This is a genomic window from Microbacterium azadirachtae, from assembly GCF_000956545.1.
Taxonomy (GTDB): Bacteria; Actinomycetota; Actinomycetes; order Actinomycetales; family Microbacteriaceae; genus Microbacterium; species Microbacterium azadirachtae.
The window spans coordinates 163422-178580 of record NZ_JYIT01000084.1 but is presented as its reverse complement, the minus strand read 5'-3'; the positions used below and the strand labels follow the sequence as shown (position 1 = coordinate 178580).

General features: G+C 71.3%; 14 protein-coding genes. 5 read left to right on the top strand and 9 right to left on the bottom strand.

What is annotated here, in order from left to right:
• The first annotated feature begins 44 nt into the window (after positions 1–44).
• From RL72_RS15885 to RL72_RS15870, 4 genes are all read left to right on the top strand, one after another.
• Positions 45–908, top strand: coding sequence for an amidohydrolase family protein (locus tag RL72_RS15885; protein ID WP_045251842.1), 864 nt, complete (start codon positions 45–47; stop codon positions 906–908).
• A gap of 131 nt (positions 909–1039) precedes the next feature.
• Complete coding sequence (locus RL72_RS15880) at positions 1040–2092, top strand: iron ABC transporter substrate-binding protein (protein WP_045251841.1); 1053 nt, start codon at positions 1040–1042, stop codon at positions 2090–2092.
• 9 nt (positions 2093–2101) lie between these two features.
• The gene (locus RL72_RS15875; RefSeq protein ID WP_082072450.1) at positions 2102–3754 is read left to right on the top strand and encodes an ABC transporter permease; all 1653 of its coding nucleotides are present in this window, start codon (positions 2102–2104) and stop codon (positions 3752–3754) included.
• Complete coding sequence (locus RL72_RS15870) at positions 3751–4875, top strand: ABC transporter ATP-binding protein (protein WP_082072449.1); 1125 nt, start codon at positions 3751–3753, stop codon at positions 4873–4875. The genes RL72_RS15875 and RL72_RS15870 overlap by 4 nt, the downstream gene beginning before the upstream one ends.
• 135 nt (positions 4876–5010) lie before the next feature.
• On the opposite strand, the gene ilvC is transcribed toward RL72_RS15870, so the two are convergent.
• The 6 genes from ilvC to RL72_RS15840 all read right to left on the bottom strand — a co-directional run bounded on the left by ilvC (position 5011) and on the right by RL72_RS15840 (position 12387).
• On the bottom strand, positions 5011–6039 hold the full coding sequence (gene ilvC / locus RL72_RS15865) for a ketol-acid reductoisomerase (protein ID WP_045251840.1): 1029 nt from the start codon (positions 6037–6039) through the stop codon (positions 5011–5013).
• A gap of 84 nt (positions 6040–6123) precedes the next feature.
• Positions 6124–6633: an acetolactate synthase small subunit gene (ilvN, locus tag RL72_RS15860; protein ID WP_045251839.1), complete on the bottom strand. Its 510-nt coding sequence runs from the start codon at positions 6631–6633 to the stop codon at positions 6124–6126.
• Between the two features lie 3 nt (positions 6634–6636).
• Complete coding sequence (locus RL72_RS15855; protein ID WP_045251838.1) at positions 6637–8439, bottom strand: acetolactate synthase large subunit; 1803 nt, start codon at positions 8437–8439, stop codon at positions 6637–6639.
• 424 nt (positions 8440–8863) lie between these two features.
• Positions 8864–9655, bottom strand: coding sequence for a trehalose-phosphatase (otsB, locus tag RL72_RS15850; protein ID WP_045251837.1), 792 nt, complete (start codon positions 9653–9655; stop codon positions 8864–8866).
• The gene (locus RL72_RS15845; protein ID WP_045251836.1) at positions 9652–11070 is read right to left on the bottom strand and encodes an alpha,alpha-trehalose-phosphate synthase (UDP-forming); all 1419 of its coding nucleotides are present in this window, start codon (positions 11068–11070) and stop codon (positions 9652–9654) included. Before RL72_RS15845 ends, otsB begins: the two co-directional genes overlap by 4 nt.
• A 72-nt stretch (positions 11071–11142) precedes the next feature.
• Positions 11143–12387, bottom strand: coding sequence for an MFS transporter (locus RL72_RS15840; RefSeq protein ID WP_045251835.1), 1245 nt, complete (start codon positions 12385–12387; stop codon positions 11143–11145).
• A gap of 120 nt (positions 12388–12507) precedes the next feature.
• On the opposite strand from RL72_RS15840, the gene RL72_RS15835 reads away from it, so the two are divergent.
• A complete protein-coding gene (locus RL72_RS15835; RefSeq protein ID WP_045251834.1) occupies positions 12508–12783 on the top strand; it encodes a hypothetical protein in 276 nt (91 codons plus the stop codon).
• A 44-nt stretch (positions 12784–12827) separates the two neighbouring features.
• Here RL72_RS15835 and RL72_RS15830 read toward each other — a convergent pair whose 3' ends face one another.
• Genes RL72_RS15830 through RL72_RS15820 form a run of 3 tightly spaced genes read right to left on the bottom strand, consistent with a single transcriptional unit; the run spans position 12828 to position 15159 of the window.
• Positions 12828–13274, bottom strand: a complete 447-nt coding sequence (locus RL72_RS15830) for a GNAT family N-acetyltransferase (protein WP_045251833.1) — start codon at positions 13272–13274, stop codon at positions 12828–12830.
• A 53-nt stretch (positions 13275–13327) separates the two neighbouring features.
• Complete coding sequence (locus tag RL72_RS15825; protein ID WP_045251832.1) at positions 13328–14512, bottom strand: acetyl-CoA C-acetyltransferase; 1185 nt, start codon at positions 14510–14512, stop codon at positions 13328–13330.
• A gap of 2 nt (positions 14513–14514) precedes the next feature.
• On the bottom strand, positions 14515–15159 hold the full coding sequence (locus RL72_RS15820; protein WP_045251831.1) for a 3-oxoacid CoA-transferase subunit B: 645 nt from the start codon (positions 15157–15159) through the stop codon (positions 14515–14517).

The following is a 15159-nucleotide window of genomic DNA, read 5'->3' as shown; positions in this document are numbered from 1 at the left end:
ATGTCTACGGCACGCCGAGGACCGGGATGCGGAAGGATGTGACCATGCGCGTCCTCGACTCCCATCTGCACCTGTGGGATCCGTCCCGGCTCGACTACGACTGGCTCGAAGGTCCTCTCGCGAACCGCTTCACCGCGGACGAGCTCGCGCAGGCGCCGGCGGGCACCGAGACGGCCGCCGTCTTCGTGCAGGCCGAGTGCGTGCAGGCCCAGTTCCTCGACGAGGTGCGCTGGGTGTCGGAGACGGCCGCGGACACGGGCGTCATCGGGATCGTGGCCGGCGCACGACTCGATCGCGGCGAGGCCACGATCCAGCACCTCGACGCCCTCGCGGAGACCGCGCTCGTCGTCGGCGTGCGTCATCTGCTGCAGGGAGAGCCTCTCGCGACGGCGACGACACCCGCCTTCCTCGCCGGGGCCGAGGCTCTCGCGGCGCGCGGACTGCGCTTCGACGCGTGCGTGCGCGCCCCCCAGCTGCCGGACGTGTCGGCTCTCGCCGCGGCCGTGCCCGACCTGGCGATCGTGCTCGACCATCTCGGCAAGCCCGCGGTCGGCACCCCCTCGCGACCCCAGGCGCCCGACGCGGCGTGGATGCGCGGGATCCGTGAGCTCGCCGCGCATCCGAACGTGTCGGTGAAGCTCTCCGGCCTCCCTGCCGAGTCCGGCGGCGACTGGGACGGCGCGCAGGTCAACCCGTTCCTCGACGCGGCGGCCGAGGCCTTCGGACCGGATCGGCTGCTCTGGGGCAGCGACTGGCCCGTCTCCGCCGTCGCCGCCGGCGCCGCGGGCTACCGGCCGGAGCGCCGCGAGCTCTGGGCGCGGACGGTCGAGGACTGGGCCGCGCACCGCGACCTGGACGCCGACGACCTCTTCTGGGGCAACGCCGCGCGGTTCTACGGCCTGACGTGATCGCCCTCACGGGCGCTCTCGCCGTCCGCGATGCGGGTCTCACAGGAAAGTCACCGGATTGGCGGGTGAGGATTGCCTTACCTATGATGTGAGTCGCGACTCTCGCACCACTCCCGCCTGAAGGACTCCCCGTGAACCGTTCCCTCCGACTGCTCTCCGCCGCGGCTGCGGCCTCCGCCTTCGCCCTCGCGCTCACCGCGTGCAGCGGCTCCTCCGCGCCCACGTCCAGCACCTCCGGGGGCGACGACCTCGCCGGGCAGACCATCACGGTCTACAACGCCCAGCACGAGGAGCTCACCAAGTCCTGGATCGACGCCTTCACCAAGGCGACCGGCATCAAGGTCCAGGTGCGCAACGGCGACGACACCGAGATGTCCCAGCAGCTGATCCAGGAGGGCGACCGCTCCCCCGCCGACGTGTTCCTCACCGAGAACTCGCCCTCGATGTCGGCCGTCGAGAAGGCAGGGCTGTTCACCTCGCCGGGTGAGGAGGCGCTCAAGAACGTCCCCACCGAGTACCGTCCGTCCTCCGGCAAGTGGGTCGGCATCGCGGCCCGCTCGACCGTGTTCGCCTACAACACGTCGAAGCTCACCGAGGCGCAGCTGCCGAAGTCCCTGATGGATCTCGCCGACCCGTCGTGGAAGGGCCGCTGGGCCGCATCGCCCTCCGGCGCCGACTTCCAGGCCATCGTCTCGGCGCTCGTGCAGCTCAAGGGCGCCGACGCCGCCGAGGAGTGGCTGAAGGCCATGAAGACGAACTCGGTCGCCTACAAGGGCAACTCCACCGCGATGAAGGCGGTCAACGCTGGCGAGATCGACGGCGCCGTCATCTACCACTACTACTGGTTCGGCGATCAGGCGGCGACCGGCGAGAACTCGAAGAACGTGCAGCTGCACTACTTCAAGAACCAGGATCCGGGGGCGTTCGTGTCGGTGTCCGGCGGCGGCGTCCTGAAGTCGAGCAAGCACCAGGCCGCGGCGCAGAAGTTCCTGGCGTTCGTCACGGGCCCCGAGGGACAGAAGATCCTGCAGACGGGCACCTCGTTCGAGTACCCGGTCGGATCCGGCGTCGCCGCCAACCCGAAGCTCGTCCCGCTCAAGGACCTGCAGGCGCCGACCATCGACCCGGCTACGCTGAACTCCAAGCAGGTCACCGATCTGATGACCCAGGCGGGCCTGCTCTAAGGCGCAGACATCACCACGACGACCACCTCCCGACGGGCGGCCGGAGCGCAACGGCTCCGGCCGCCCCGCGGCGTCTCCCGCAGCACCGGATCGTGGCTCGTCATCGCCGCGGGCGTCGTGGTCGCGGCGCTCTCCCTGCTGCCGCTGATCTTCGTGGTCACCACAGCGGCGCAGATCGGCTGGGCCGAATCGGCGTCCCTGATCCTGCGGCCCCGCGTCGGCGAGCTCCTGACGAACACCGTGCTGCTGGTCGCGATCACCGTGCCGCTGTGCGCGGTGATCGGCGTGGGCGGCGCCTGGCTCGTGGAGCGCACGTCGCTTGCGGGCGCCGGCGCCTGGGGAGCGGTGCTCGCGATGCCGCTCGCGATCCCCGCCTTCGTGAACTCCTATGCGTGGGTGTCGGCGATCCCGTCGCTCGCCGGACTCGGATCCGGTGTGCTGCTGGCGACGCTGTCGTATTTCCCCCTGGTGTATCTGCCGGTGCGTGCGGCACTGGCCCGGCTGGATCCCGCACTCGAGCAGGCCGCGGCGAGCCTCGGGCGCAGTCCGGTGCGGGTGTTCTTCGGCACGGTGCTGCCGCAGCTGCGGCTCGCGCTGCTGGGCGGGGCGCTGCTCGTGGGCCTTCATCTGCTCAGCGAGTACGGCGCGTTCGCGCTGATCCGGTTCGACACCTTCACGACCGCGATCATGGACCAGTACCGCTCCACGTTCAACGGCTCGGCGGGCAGCATGCTCTCGGGCGTGCTGATGCTGCTGTGCTTCGCCCTGCTCCTCCTGGAGAGCCGGGCCCGCGGACGCGCCCGCTACGCGCGGATCGGATCCGGCACCGCCGCACCGCCCCGCCGGATCCGGTTGCGGGGATGGCAGATCCCGGCACAGCTGGCTCTGCTCGCGCTCGGGATCGCCGCGCTGGGCGTGCCCGCCGTCGTGATCGGCGGGTGGCTGGCGTACGGAGGCGCGGGGGTCTGGACGGCGCCCGATCTCGTGCCGACGCTGCTGCAGACCCTCGGTCTCGCGCTCGGCGGCGGCGTGGTCACCGTCCTCGCCGCCTTCCCGCTGTCCTGGCTCGCGGTGCGCCGGCCCGGTGCGTTCAGCCGGCTGCTGGAGCGCACCAACTACGTGACGAGCTCCATGCCGGGCATCGTCCTCGCGCTGGCACTCGTCACCGTGTCGCTCTTCTTCGTGCCCGCGCTGTACCAGACCACGGCGCTGCTGCTCATCGCGTACGCGCTGCTCTTCCTCCCCCGCGCGCTGGTGCCGCTGCAGGCGGGCATCGCGCAGGCGCCGCGCAGCCTCGAGGAGGCGGCGCAGGCCCTGGGCCGGCGTCCGGCGCGCGCGTTCCTGGGCGTGACGCTGCGCCTGGTCGCGCCGGCGACCGCTGCCGCCCTCGCGATGGTGTTCCTCGCCGTCGCCGGCGAGCTCACCGCGACGCTGCTGCTCTCGCCGATCGGCGTGCAGACGCTCGCCACCCGGTTCTGGAGCCTGTCGAGCGAGATCGACTTCGCCGGCGCAGCCCCCTATGCGACACTGCTGATCGTGCTGTCCGCACCCATGACGTACCTGCTCTTCCGGCAGTCGGCCGTCCTGTCCACCGGGCGCGCCGCCGACCCGGCCGCCGTCGAACCGGAAACCACCGCATCCTCGAAGGCGGAGACCACATGACCGCGCGCAACCTCGGATCCCTCGGAGCCGTGCCCTCGCCCGGCACCGGACCGCTCCCCACCGCGCACCTGCAGATCGCCGGAGTCACCGCGTCCTACGGCGGGCACCGGGTGCTGCACGGCGTGGACCTCGCTGTGCAGCACGGCGGCATCACGGCCGTCGTCGGCGCGTCGGGCTCGGGCAAGACGACGCTGCTGCGCATCATCGCCGGCTTCGAGCGCCCCTCGGGCGGCGAGGTGGTGCTCGGATCCACGACCGTCGCCGGGCCCGGATCCTGGGTTCCCGTCCACCGTCGCGACATCGGCTACGTGACGCAGGACGGCGGCCTGTTCCCGCATCTCTCGGTCGCGCGCAACATCTCCTTCGGCCTGGACGATCTGTCCCGCGCGGAGCGGGGCCGTCGCGTGTCCGAGCTGCTGGACCTGGTGTCCCTGCCCCGTGACGTCGCCGACCGGCGTCCCGACCAGCTCTCCGGCGGTCAGCAGCAGCGCGTCGCGATCGCCCGCGCGCTCGCCCGCAAGCCCGAGCTGATGCTGCTCGACGAGCCCTTCTCTGCGCTCGACACGGGCCTGCGCGCGGCGACGCGTGAGGCGGTGGCGCGGATCCTCACCGATGCCGGGACCACCACCCTGCTCGTCACGCACGATCAGTCCGAGGCCCTCAGCTTCGCCGATCAGGTCGCGGTCATGCGCGACGGACGGCTCGTGCAGACCGGGCACCCGTTCGTCGTCTACACCCGCCCGGCCGATCGGGGCGTGGCCGAGTTCCTCGGCGAGGCGATCGTGCTGGACGCCTGGCTCGACGGCTCCCTGGCCTCGTGCGCGCTCGGCTACGTGCCGGTGCGCAATCCCCCGGCGCAGGGCCGGGTGCAGCTCATGCTGCGTCCGGAGCAGGTGCAGCTCGTCGCCGACTCCCCGATCCGCGCGACGGTCGAGGAGGGCGTGTACTTCGGATCCGAGACCTCCGCCCGCATCCGGCTCGAGCCGCGCGCGGACGCGGATCCGCGCCTGGATCCGGTGCCGCCCGTCATCACGATCCGGCACGCGAACCCGGCTCTCGCCCGGCCGGGCCAGCGGGTCGCGCTGCGCGTGGTCGGCGAGGGCGTGGCGTTCCCGGCATAGCCCCGGCCCCCGCGGTCCCCTCTGGGGCCGTTGAGCGAGGACGCCCGCAGGCGACCGACACGAAACGCGTAGACCCTCCCCCGAAGACACAGAGCGGGCGCCCCCGCAGGGACGCCCGTTCCGGTGAGGCGAGGGTCAGCGCGCGGCGCTGCCCTCGACGTAGTCCTCGTCCTGCGACTTCCAGGCGAACAGAGCGCGCAGCTCCTTGCCGGTGGCCTCGATCGGGTGGCCCTGCTCCTTCTCGCGAAGGGCGAGGAACTCGACCGCGCCGTTGTCCTGGTCCTCGATGAAGCGCTTCGCGAAGGCGCCGGACTGGATGTCCGAGAGGACCTCCTTCATGCGCTCCTTCACACCGGCGTCGATGATGCGCGGGCCCGAGACGTAGTCGCCGAACTCGGCGGTGTCGGAGATCGACCAGCGCTGCTTGGCGATGCCGCCCTCCCACATCAGGTCGACGATGAGCTTCAGCTCGTGCAGCACCTCGAAGTAGGCGATCTGCGGCTGGTAGCCCGCCTCGGTGAGGGTCTCGAAGCCGGCCTGCACGAGGTGGCTCATGCCACCGCAGAGCACGGCCTGCTCGCCGAAGAGGTCGGTCTCGGTCTCCTCGGTGAAGGTCGTCTTGATGACGCCGGCGCGGGTGCCGCCGATCGCCTTCGCGTACGAGAGCGCGGTGGCCCAGGCGTTGCCCGACGCGTCGCGCTCGACGGCGATGATGTCCGGGATGCCGCGGCCGGCGACGAACTCGCGACGCACGGTGTGACCCGGAGCCTTCGGGGCGATGAGGATGACGTCCACGCCCTCGGGCGCGTCGATGTAGCCGAAGCGGATGTTGAACCCGTGCGCGAACGCGAGGGTCTTGCCCGCGGTCAGGTTCGGCGCGATCGACTCGCTGTAGATGCCGCGCTGGTGCTGGTCGGGCGCCAGGATCATGATCAGGTCGGCCCACTGCGTGGCCTCGGCGACGGTCTTGACCGGGAAGCCGGCCTCCTCCGCCTTGGCGATCGAGCGCGAGCCCTCCTTGAGGGCGATCGCGACCTCGACGCCGCTGTCGCGCAGGTTCATCGCGTGCGCGTGGCCCTGCGAGCCGTAGCCGACGATCGCGACCTTCTTGTTCTGGATGATCGACAGATCCGCGTCGGCGTCGTAGAAGATCTCGGTGCTCACTGTGTGTTTCTCCTTGTTGGGGTTCTGGGGGCCGGGCCCTTCGACAGGCTCAGGGACCGGCGGGGTTTCGTAGATCGGGGGGGGTCAGCTGCGCAGCACGCGCTCGGTGATGCTCTTGCCGCCGCGGCCGATCGCGAGCAGGCCCGACTGGGCGAGCTCCTTGATGCCGAACGGCTCGAGCGCTCTCAACAGCGCGTCCACCTTGCCCTTGTCGCCGGTGACCTCGACCACCAGCGCCTCGGGCGCGTAGTCCACGACGGACGCGCGGAAGAGGTTCACGACCTCGAGCACGTTCGAGCGGCTGTTGTTGTCCGTGCGCACCTTGATGAGCATGTGCTCGCGCTGCACGGAGGAGTTCTGCTCCAGCTCCACGATCTTGATGACGTTGATCAGCTTGTTCAGCTGCTTGGTCACCTGCTCGAGCGGGAACTCCTCGACGTCGACGACGACCGTGATACGGGAGACGCCCGGCACCTCGGTCACGCCCACGGCGAGGGACTCGATGTTGAAGCCGCGGCGCGCGAACAGGCCCGCGACGCGGGTCAGGATGCCCGGGGTGTCCTCCACCAGGAGGCTCAGCACATGCGTGGACATGGATCAGTCCTCCTCGTCGAAGGCGGGCGCGTGGTCGCGCGCGTACTGGATGTAGCTGTTGCTGACGCCCTGCGGCACCATCGGCCACACCATGGCGTCGGCGCTCACGACGAAGTCGATCACGACGGGACGGTCGTTCGTCTCGAGGGCCAGTTTGATGGCGGCGTCGATCTCCTCCTCCTTCTCCACCCGGATCGCGAGGCAGCCGTACGCCTCGGCGAGCTTGACGAAGTCGGGGATCCGGATCGTGCCGTGCCCGGTGTTCAGGTCGGTGTTCGAGTGCCGGCCCTCGTAGAACAGGGTCTGCCACTGGCGGACCATGCCGAGGGAGGAGTTGTTGATGATCGCGACCTTGATCGGGATGTCGTTGATGACGCAGGTCGCCAGCTCCTGATTGGTCATCTGGAAGCAGCCGTCGCCGTCGATCGCCCACACCACGCGCTCCGGCTCGGCGACCTTGGCGCCCATCGCCGCGGGCACGGCGTAGCCCATGGTGCCGGCGCCGCCGGAGTTCAGCCAGGAGTTGGGGCGCTCGTACTTGATGAACTGCGCCGCCCACATCTGGTGCTGGCCGACGCCCGCGGCGTAGACCGCCTCCGGGCCGGTGAGCTCGCCGATCCGCTGGATCACGTGCTGCGGCGACATCAGGCCGTCCTCGGGAGCCGTGTAGCCGAGAGGGAACTCGGCGCGCAGGCCGTCGAGGTAGGCCCACCACTCCTCGATGTCGCCCTTGGCCCCGCCGGTGAGGCCGCGGAACGCCGCCTCCAGATCGGTGATGACCTCGCGCACGCCGCCCACGATCGGGACGTCGGCGGTGCGGATCTTGGAGATCTCGGCCGGGTCGATGTCGACGTGCACGACCTTGGCGTTCGGCGCGAACAGCTCGGCCTTGCCCGTGACGCGGTCGTCGAACCGGGTGCCGAGGGCGACCAGCAGATCCGCCTCCTGCAGCGCCAGCACGGCGGGCACCGTGCCGTGCATGCCGGGCATGCCGACGTGCTGCGGGTGCGAGTCGGGGAACGCGCCGCGGGCCATCAGGGTGGTCACGACCGGGGCGCCGGTGAGCTCGGCGAGCGCCAGCAGCTCCTCCGACGCGCGGCCGCGGATGATGCCGCCGCCCACGTACAGCACCGGCTTCTTGGCCTCGGCGAGCAGCGTCGCCGCGGCCTGGATCTGCTTGCCGTGCGCCTTCGTCACCGGACGGTAGCCGGGCAGGTCGTACTTCGGCGGCCACACGAACGGTGCCGTGGCCTGCTGCGCGTCCTTGGTGATGTCCACGAGCACGGGGCCAGGACGTCCCGTGCTGGCGATCTCGAACGCCGCGGCGATGGCGCCGGGGATGTCCTCCGGGCGCTTGACCAGGATCGAGTGCTTCGTGATCGGCATCGTGATGCCGACGATGTCGGCCTCCTGGAACGCGTCCGTGCCCATCAGACGGGAGAAGACCTGGCCGGTGATCGCGACGATCGGGATGGAGTCCATGTAGGCGTCGGCGATCGCGGTGACCAGGTTGGTCGCACCGGGGCCGGACGTCGCGATGGTGACGCCGACCTTTCCGGAGGCGGTCGCGTAGCCCTCGGCCGCGTGGCCCCCGCCCTGCTCGTGACGCACGAGGATGTGACGGAGCTCGGTCGACGCCATCAGCGGGTCGTAGACCTCCATGATCGCCCCGCCGGGGATGCCGAACACATCGGTGACCCCGAGGAGCTCGAGGGAGCGGACGACGGCCTGCGCGCCGGTGAGAACGGGGGCCGCCGTCGGACGAGCAGGCGGACGAGGGACGGCTGGAGCGGTATCAGCGGTCATGAAGGTTCCTTGCGGTGATGAACGATCGGCGGAAGCGGGAGGACGGAGTCCTGCCGCGGACGACTGTCCGACCCGGTCCGCCGGGAGCGGGCCGCACGGGTCGGGAAAAGGGGGCTGGAACGCCTCGGGTGCAGCGCGGAGAGGTCGGCTCTGCGTCGCGACGAACCTCGTCGCGGAAGGAGCCCGGCTCTGGCGTCCCGGCGAGTGAGCCGAGAGCGCGAGCCGCGATATCGACCCGAATCAGATCACCATCGCGCCCGACGGCCTGCGAGGCCGCCGAAGCTCTGCGTTCCATCCGGGATCCGGTTGTGCCGATCACGGATCGAACGTGCATCAAGCCTAACGCATGATCGCGGCGGCCCTGGACGCCCGCGCGCGCGACGACCGGACGACCGGAACCGTGCTGCGCGCGCATGGAAGCAGTCTATTGCGCGGCCGCCCGCGCTTCGGCCAGCGCGTGGAGCAGACCGGCGAACGCGGCCGGATCCGGGACGCGCAGTGTCGCCGCGGTCTCCCCCGTGCCGATCCGCACGCCGAGGTCCGCGGGTCCCAGCGTGCGCATGCCGTCCTCGTCGGTGACATCGTCGCCGGCGAACAGCACCCCGGTCGCGTGCACGTGCGCGCGCAGCCGCGCGAGCGCCGCGTCCTTACCCTCGTCGCGCCAGGAGAACTCGCGCAGGTGGTGGCCGGTGCGCCTGCGCCAGGACGGGATCCGCTCGGCCGCCCACTTCTCGACGCGCAGGAACGCGATCTCCTCCTGCCCGGGCGCGGCCGTGCGGGTGTGCACGCCGAAGCCGAACGTCTTGGGCTCGTGCACCACGCCGTCGAGATCGGCGATCAGCGCCCGCAGCTCGGAGACGACCTCGGCCCGGTCCGCCGGCTCGGAGGAGAGATCCGTCTCCTCCCCGGTGTCGGGGAACCAGAACTGCGCGCCGTGCGATGCCGCGAGCAGGATGGGCGAGCCGTCCTCGTGCTCGGTGATCTCGCGCAGGTCGTGCAGGCTCCGGCCGGAGGCGTACGCGACGAACGTCTCGGGAAGCGCTGCCAGGCGCTTCACCGCGGCGACGGCCGCCGGCAGCGCCCTGGCCGCCATCGGATCTGCGACGTGCGGCGACACGGTGCCGTCGAAGTCGAGCGCGACCAGCAGGCGCGGCGTGCGGGCGATCTCCGCAAGGGCGGGATCCGGCTCGCCTGCGGGGGTCCAGTCGCGCGTCATCGGCTGCTCCGTACGTTCTCGAGGGCGGTCAGGAACTCCTGGGACCAGGCGTTCACGTCGTTCTCCAGCACCCGCTTGCGCAGCGCCCTCATCCGGCGCGCCTGTTCGCGCGGAGGCATCTCCACGGCCTGCATGATCGCATCCTTGAGCCCCTCGATGTCGTGCGGGTTGACCAGCACGGCCTGGCGCAGCTCGTCGGCCGCGCCCGTGAACTCGCTCAGCACGAGCACGCCGCGGTGATCGCCGCGGGTGGCGACGTACTCCTTCGCGACCAGGTTCATCCCGTCGCGCAGGGCGGTGACGAGCATCGCGTCGGCCGCGAGGTAGAGGGCCACCATCTCCTCCCGGGGGAAGCCCTGGTGCAGGTAGCGGATCGCCGTGTGGTCCATCGTGTCGTGGTCACCGTTGATCCGGGCGACCGCGAGCTCGATCTCGTCGCGCAGCTGCACGTAGGCGTCCACACGCTCACGGCTGGGGCTCGCGACCTGCACGAGCGTCACGTCCTCGACCGAGATGCGCCCCTGATCCAGCAGCTCGCCGAAGGCCTTGATCCGGTGCCGGATCCCCTTCGTGTAGTCGAGGCGGTCGACGCCGAGGAGGATCTTCTTCGGGTTGCCGAGCCCCTCCCGGATCTCCGCGGCCCTGGCGCGGACGTCCGGACGGGCGGCGAGCTCGACGTAGGGCGTCGTGTCGATCGAGATTGGGAAGGCCCGGGCGACGGAGGTGCGCGGGCCGCCGTACGGCACGGACACGGTGGATCCCTTGACGTCCAGCCGCAGGCGACGCCGCACGGCGGCAAGGAAGTTGGTCGCGTCCTGCGCACGCTGGAAGCCGACGACGTCGGCGCCGAGGAGGCCCTGCAGCACCTGGTCGCGCCACGGCAGCTGGGCATAGAGGCCGTGCGCCGGGAACGGGATGTGGTGGAAGTACCCGATCGTGAGGTCGGGCCGGCGCTCGCGCAGCATCGCGGGGACGAGCTGGAGCTGGTAGTCGTGCACCCACACGGTGCCACCCTCGGACACCGCGCTCGCCGCGCGGTCGGCGAAGCGCCGGTTCACCCGGACGTAGGCGTCCCACCACTCGCGATGGAACTGCGGGGGCGCAATGACGTCGTGGTACAGCGGCCAGATCGTGTCGTTGGCGAAGCCCTCGTAGTACTCCTCGACCTCCTGGGCGGAGAGCGGCACCGGGAGCAGGCGGATGCCGTCCTCGGTGAACGGCTTGAGCTCGAGGTCAGGCTGTCCGGCCCAGCCGACCCAGGCCCCGTCGACGGCCCGCATCACGGGCTCGAGCGCGGCGACCAGGCCGCCCGGGGAGCGGCGCCAGACCTCGGAGCCGTCGGGGCCCTGCACACGGTCGACGGGAAGGCGGTTGGCGACGATCACGAACGACGAGGTGGGGGTGGACGTAGGCATGGAACGCTCCTCACGGCAGCGGGGGCTGCTCCCCCAGGCTAGCCAACCCGCGACCGCGGGGAACGCCGCGCGTCAGACGGCGGCGTGGCGCGGGCGCGCCAGCACGGCGTTCACGACGCCGGCCGCCAGCACGAGACCGGCCGCGATCACCGGCAGCAGCAGGGCGGGCTGCGCCCCCGCCGCGTCCGCGATCTGCCCCGTGACCACTGCTCCGATCGCCTGACCCACGACCAGCGCGGATCCGAGCATCGTCATCACCGTGGCAGATCGGTCGGCCGGGCCGAACGCCGCCCCGAGGCTGAACTGCGTGACGAGCGTGGGCCCGATCCCGCACCCCATCACCGCCAGGGCGATCAGCATCCCCGTCACGTCGTGCACGCTCGGCAGGATCAGGCTGCCGCCGAACAGCACGCCCGCGAACAGCAGCCAGCGACCGGGCAGCGTGAACCGCGCGGGCAGGAACGCGACCCCCAGCGCGAGGATCGCGGATCCGACCCCCATCGCCCCGTACAGGAGTCCCGCCTCCTCGGGACGGCCGTGCTCGGTCATGAAGGCCGTGAGGGACGTGAGCATCGCGCCGAAGAACACGCCCACCCCGAGCATCCCGACCACCACGATCAGCAGCCGCGGACGGAACAGCTCCGACACGCGGGAGGTGGCGCGCCCGTCGGCACCGCGCTGCGCGGACACCTGCGCGGCGGTCGGATGCAGGGCGAAGGCGCCGACGAACACGAGGATCAGCGCGGCTGCGATCACGAGCGGCATCCACGGCGCGATGCCGGTGGCGAGCACCCCCACGAGGAACGGGCCGAACACGAACACGGTCTCGTCGGCCGCGGACTCGTACGACATCGTCGACGACGTCGTACGCGCGCGGCGCTCCTCCGGGATGCGCTCGGCGATGATCGTGACCAGGCGCGACCGCGACATCGGCGAGACCTGGGGCGCGGTGGCGCCGATCGCGAAGGCGCTCAGCAGCACGAGGGGCTCCGGCGCCGGCGAGTAGACGACGAGGGTGAAGCCGATGAGCGCCGCGGCGTTGGCCACGGCGACGATGCCGAGCACGATCCGCTGTCCTCGGCGGTCGGCTGCGGCTCCCAGCAGCGGACCGAAGCAGGCGGTGCCGATGCCCACGGCCGCGGAGGTCAGGCCGCCGAGCCCCACCGAATCCCGCGCGGCCACGACGACGGTGAGCACGCCGACGACCATCATCGCGAACGGAAGGCGGGCGATGAAGGCGATGAGGAAGTAGGGCAGTCCCACCCGCCGGAACAGGCTCGGGGCGACGGTGGCGGGAGGAGTGTGCGGCGAAGTCATGGCGGAGGAGGTCTCTGGCGCCGCCGCGAGAGCGACGCGGATCAGGTGCCGCCGCTTTCCGCCGGAAGAGCCGGCGGCCGGTAATGCACAACGGTGATGTCACCAGGGTAGCGTGGTGACATGCGCAACTACCTCTTCGCAAGCGGTCTGTTCGGCGCGATCACCAGCGGGATCGCGCTGCTGCGCGGCACCCGCGACGCTCCCATCACGTGGCGCGCCGTGCTGGCCTGGCTGAGCTGGGGCATCACGATCGCCCTCGCCATCGGTGCGATCGTCGACTTCCGCCGCGACGAGCGCGGCGAGACGGTGTCGTTCGACTCACCGGTCGCGCCGGTGCAGTTCAAGCGCGCCAAGAAGGCGCTCAAGGCCGAGCAGAAGGCCCAGAAGAGGAGCTGAGCCCCCGCGGGCCCTCCGCTCGACCGATCCGCGGCGCGCTCCGGTCAGACCAGGTCGATCTGGTAGTGGATGAACCCGCTCCGCTCGGCGACGCGGTCGTAGAGCGTGCGCGCCGTCGCGTTGGTCTCCGCGGTGAGCCAGTAGACCTTGTCGCTGCCCGAGGCCCGCGCCGCGTCGGTGACGTGCGCGATCAGCCCGCGACCGACGCCTCCGCCCCGGGCGGAGGGATCCACGAACAGATCCTCGAGATAGGTGTAGTGCATCTTCGACCAGGTCGCCGGGTGAGAGAACCAGTGCACGATCCCGACGGCGCGCCCGTCGTCGTCGCGCGCGACAGCGCCCTGGATCTCGCCGGCGGGATCCACGATCCGCGCGAAGGTCGACGCCGTGACGTCGTCGGCCACCTCCGACTCGTAGAACGTCAGATACGCCTGCCACAGCGACAGCCAGTCGTCGCGGTCGGCCTCGGTGAGCGCGGTGATCGTCGTCATGCGCCGATCCTACGGGGCGGCACGGCATCCGCACCGCCCCGATGCGAGACCGCTCAGCGGGTGAGGATCAGCGCCTCGCCCTGACCGCCGCCGCCGCACAGCGCGACCACCGCCGTGCCCGAGCCGCGGCGCACGAGCTCGTGCGCCATGTGCACGACGAGCCGGTTGCCGCTCGCCCCGATCGGGTGGCCGATCGCGATGCCCCCGCCGTGGATGTTGACGATCTCCGGATCCAGTCCGAGCTCGGTCGCCGAGCGGGCGACGACGGCGCCGAACGCCTCGTTGATCTCGACGAGATCCAGATCCTCGACGGTGATCCCCTGCTTGTCGAGCGCACGCCGGATCGCGGTGGCCGGCTGCTCGTGCAGCGAGTTGTCGGGGCCCGCGGTCTGTCCGCTCGCCCCCACCGTCGCGAAAACGGGCCAGCCGCGGCTCTCGGCGTTGCCCCGGGTCGTGACGATCACCGCGGAAGCACCGTCGGAGATCTGCGAGGAGTTTCCGGCCGTGATCGACCCGCCCTCGGCGAACGCCGGCCGCAGGCCCGCGAGCGATTCGACGGTGGTGTCGGGGCGCACGCCCTCGTCGGCGGTGAGCGCGAGCGCGGGCCCCTTGCGCTGCGGCACGGAGACCGTCACCATCTCGCCGTCGAACACGCCTGCCTCGCGCGCGGCGGCGGCACGCTGGTGAGAGCGCGCCGCGACCTCGTCCTGCGCCTCGCGGGTCATCCCGAACCGCTCGTTGTGCCGCTCGGTCGACGCGCCCATGCTCTCCGCGTCGTAGGCGTCGGTGAGCCCGTCGTACGCCATGTGGTCGAGCACCTCGACGGATCCGTAAGTCCAGCCGTCGCGCGACCCCATGAGGAGGTGCGGCGCACGGGTCATCGACTCCATGCCCGCCGCGACCACGGTGAGCGCGTCGCCGGTGCGGATCATGCGCGCGGCGTCGATGACGGCGGTCAGGCCGGACAAGCACACCTTGTTCACCGAGTGCGCGGGAACGTCCCAGCCGATCCCCGCGCCGATCGCGGCCTGCCGCGCCGCGTTCTGCCCGGATCCCGCGGCGAGGACCTGCCCGACGATCACGGCGTCGACGTCGGCGGCGTCCACGCCGCTCTGGTCCAGGGCCCCGCGGATCGCGAGCGCGCCGAGCTGCGGCGCCGTGAACGGGGCGAGCTGCCCCTTCAGCCGCCCCTGCGGCGTGCGGGACGCCGCGACGATGACGATGTCGTCTGCACTCATGATCACTCCAGTCCTTCGGCGACGAGCAGCGGCGGCTCCGTCGCGTCCTTCACATCCTGCACGCTCACCCCGGGCGCGAGCTCGACGAGCCGCAGGCCCTCGGGCGTGACGTCGATCACCGCGAGATCCGTGATGATCCGATGCACCACGCCGCGACCGGTCAGCGGGAGCGAGCACGCGTCGACGATCTTCGCCGACCCGTCGCGCGCGACGTGCTCCATCAGCACGATCACGCGACCGGCGCCGTGCACCAGATCCATCGCCCCGCCCGGCCCCTTGACCATCTTCCCCGGGATCATCCAGTTCGCCAGGTCGCCCGCGGCGCTCACCTGCATCGCGCCCAGGATCGCGGCGTCGATCTTTCCGCCGCGGATCATGCCGAAGCTCAGGCCGGAGTCGAAGAAGGCCGCCCCGGGCAGCGTCGTCACGGTCTCCTTGCCGGCGTTGATCAGATCGGGGTCGACCGCCTCCTCGACGGGATAGGGACCGACGCCGAGGATGCCGTTCTCCGACTGCAGCACCACGGTGACGCCGTCCGGCACGTGGTTGGGCACGAGCGTCGGCAGTCCGATGCCGAGGTTCACGTAGGAGCCGTCCGACAGCTCCCGTGCGGCGCGCGCCGCCATCTCGTCGCGTGTCAGCGCCAT

Excerpts from the sequence above, each read along its gene's own strand:
- RL72_RS15840 (WP_045251835.1), bottom strand. The coding sequence starts at position 12,387 with ATGACTTCGCCGCACACTCCTCCCGCCACCGTCGCCCCGAGCCTGTTC.
- RL72_RS15825 (WP_045251832.1), bottom strand. The coding sequence starts at position 14,512 with ATGAGTGCAGACGACATCGTCATCGTCGCGGCGTCCCGCACGCCGCAG.
- RL72_RS15855 (WP_045251838.1), bottom strand. The coding sequence starts at position 8,439 with ATGACCGCTGATACCGCTCCAGCCGTCCCTCGTCCGCCTGCTCGTCCG.
- RL72_RS15830 (WP_045251833.1), bottom strand. The coding sequence starts at position 13,274 with ATGACGACGATCACCGCGCTCACCGAGGCCGACCGCGACGACTGGCTG.
- RL72_RS15845 (WP_045251836.1), bottom strand. The coding sequence starts at position 11,070 with ATGCCTACGTCCACCCCCACCTCGTCGTTCGTGATCGTCGCCAACCGC.
- RL72_RS15870 (WP_082072449.1), top strand. The coding sequence starts at position 3,751 with ATGACCGCGCGCAACCTCGGATCCCTCGGAGCCGTGCCCTCGCCCGGC.
- otsB (WP_045251837.1), bottom strand. The coding sequence starts at position 9,655 with ATGACGCGCGACTGGACCCCCGCAGGCGAGCCGGATCCCGCCCTTGCG.
- RL72_RS15885 (WP_045251842.1), top strand. The coding sequence starts at position 45 with ATGCGCGTCCTCGACTCCCATCTGCACCTGTGGGATCCGTCCCGGCTC.
- RL72_RS15835 (WP_045251834.1), top strand. The coding sequence starts at position 12,508 with ATGCGCAACTACCTCTTCGCAAGCGGTCTGTTCGGCGCGATCACCAGC.
- RL72_RS15820 (WP_045251831.1), bottom strand. The coding sequence starts at position 15,159 with ATGGCGCTGACACGCGACGAGATGGCGGCGCGCGCCGCACGGGAGCTG.
- ilvN (WP_045251839.1), bottom strand. The coding sequence starts at position 6,633 with ATGTCCACGCATGTGCTGAGCCTCCTGGTGGAGGACACCCCGGGCATC.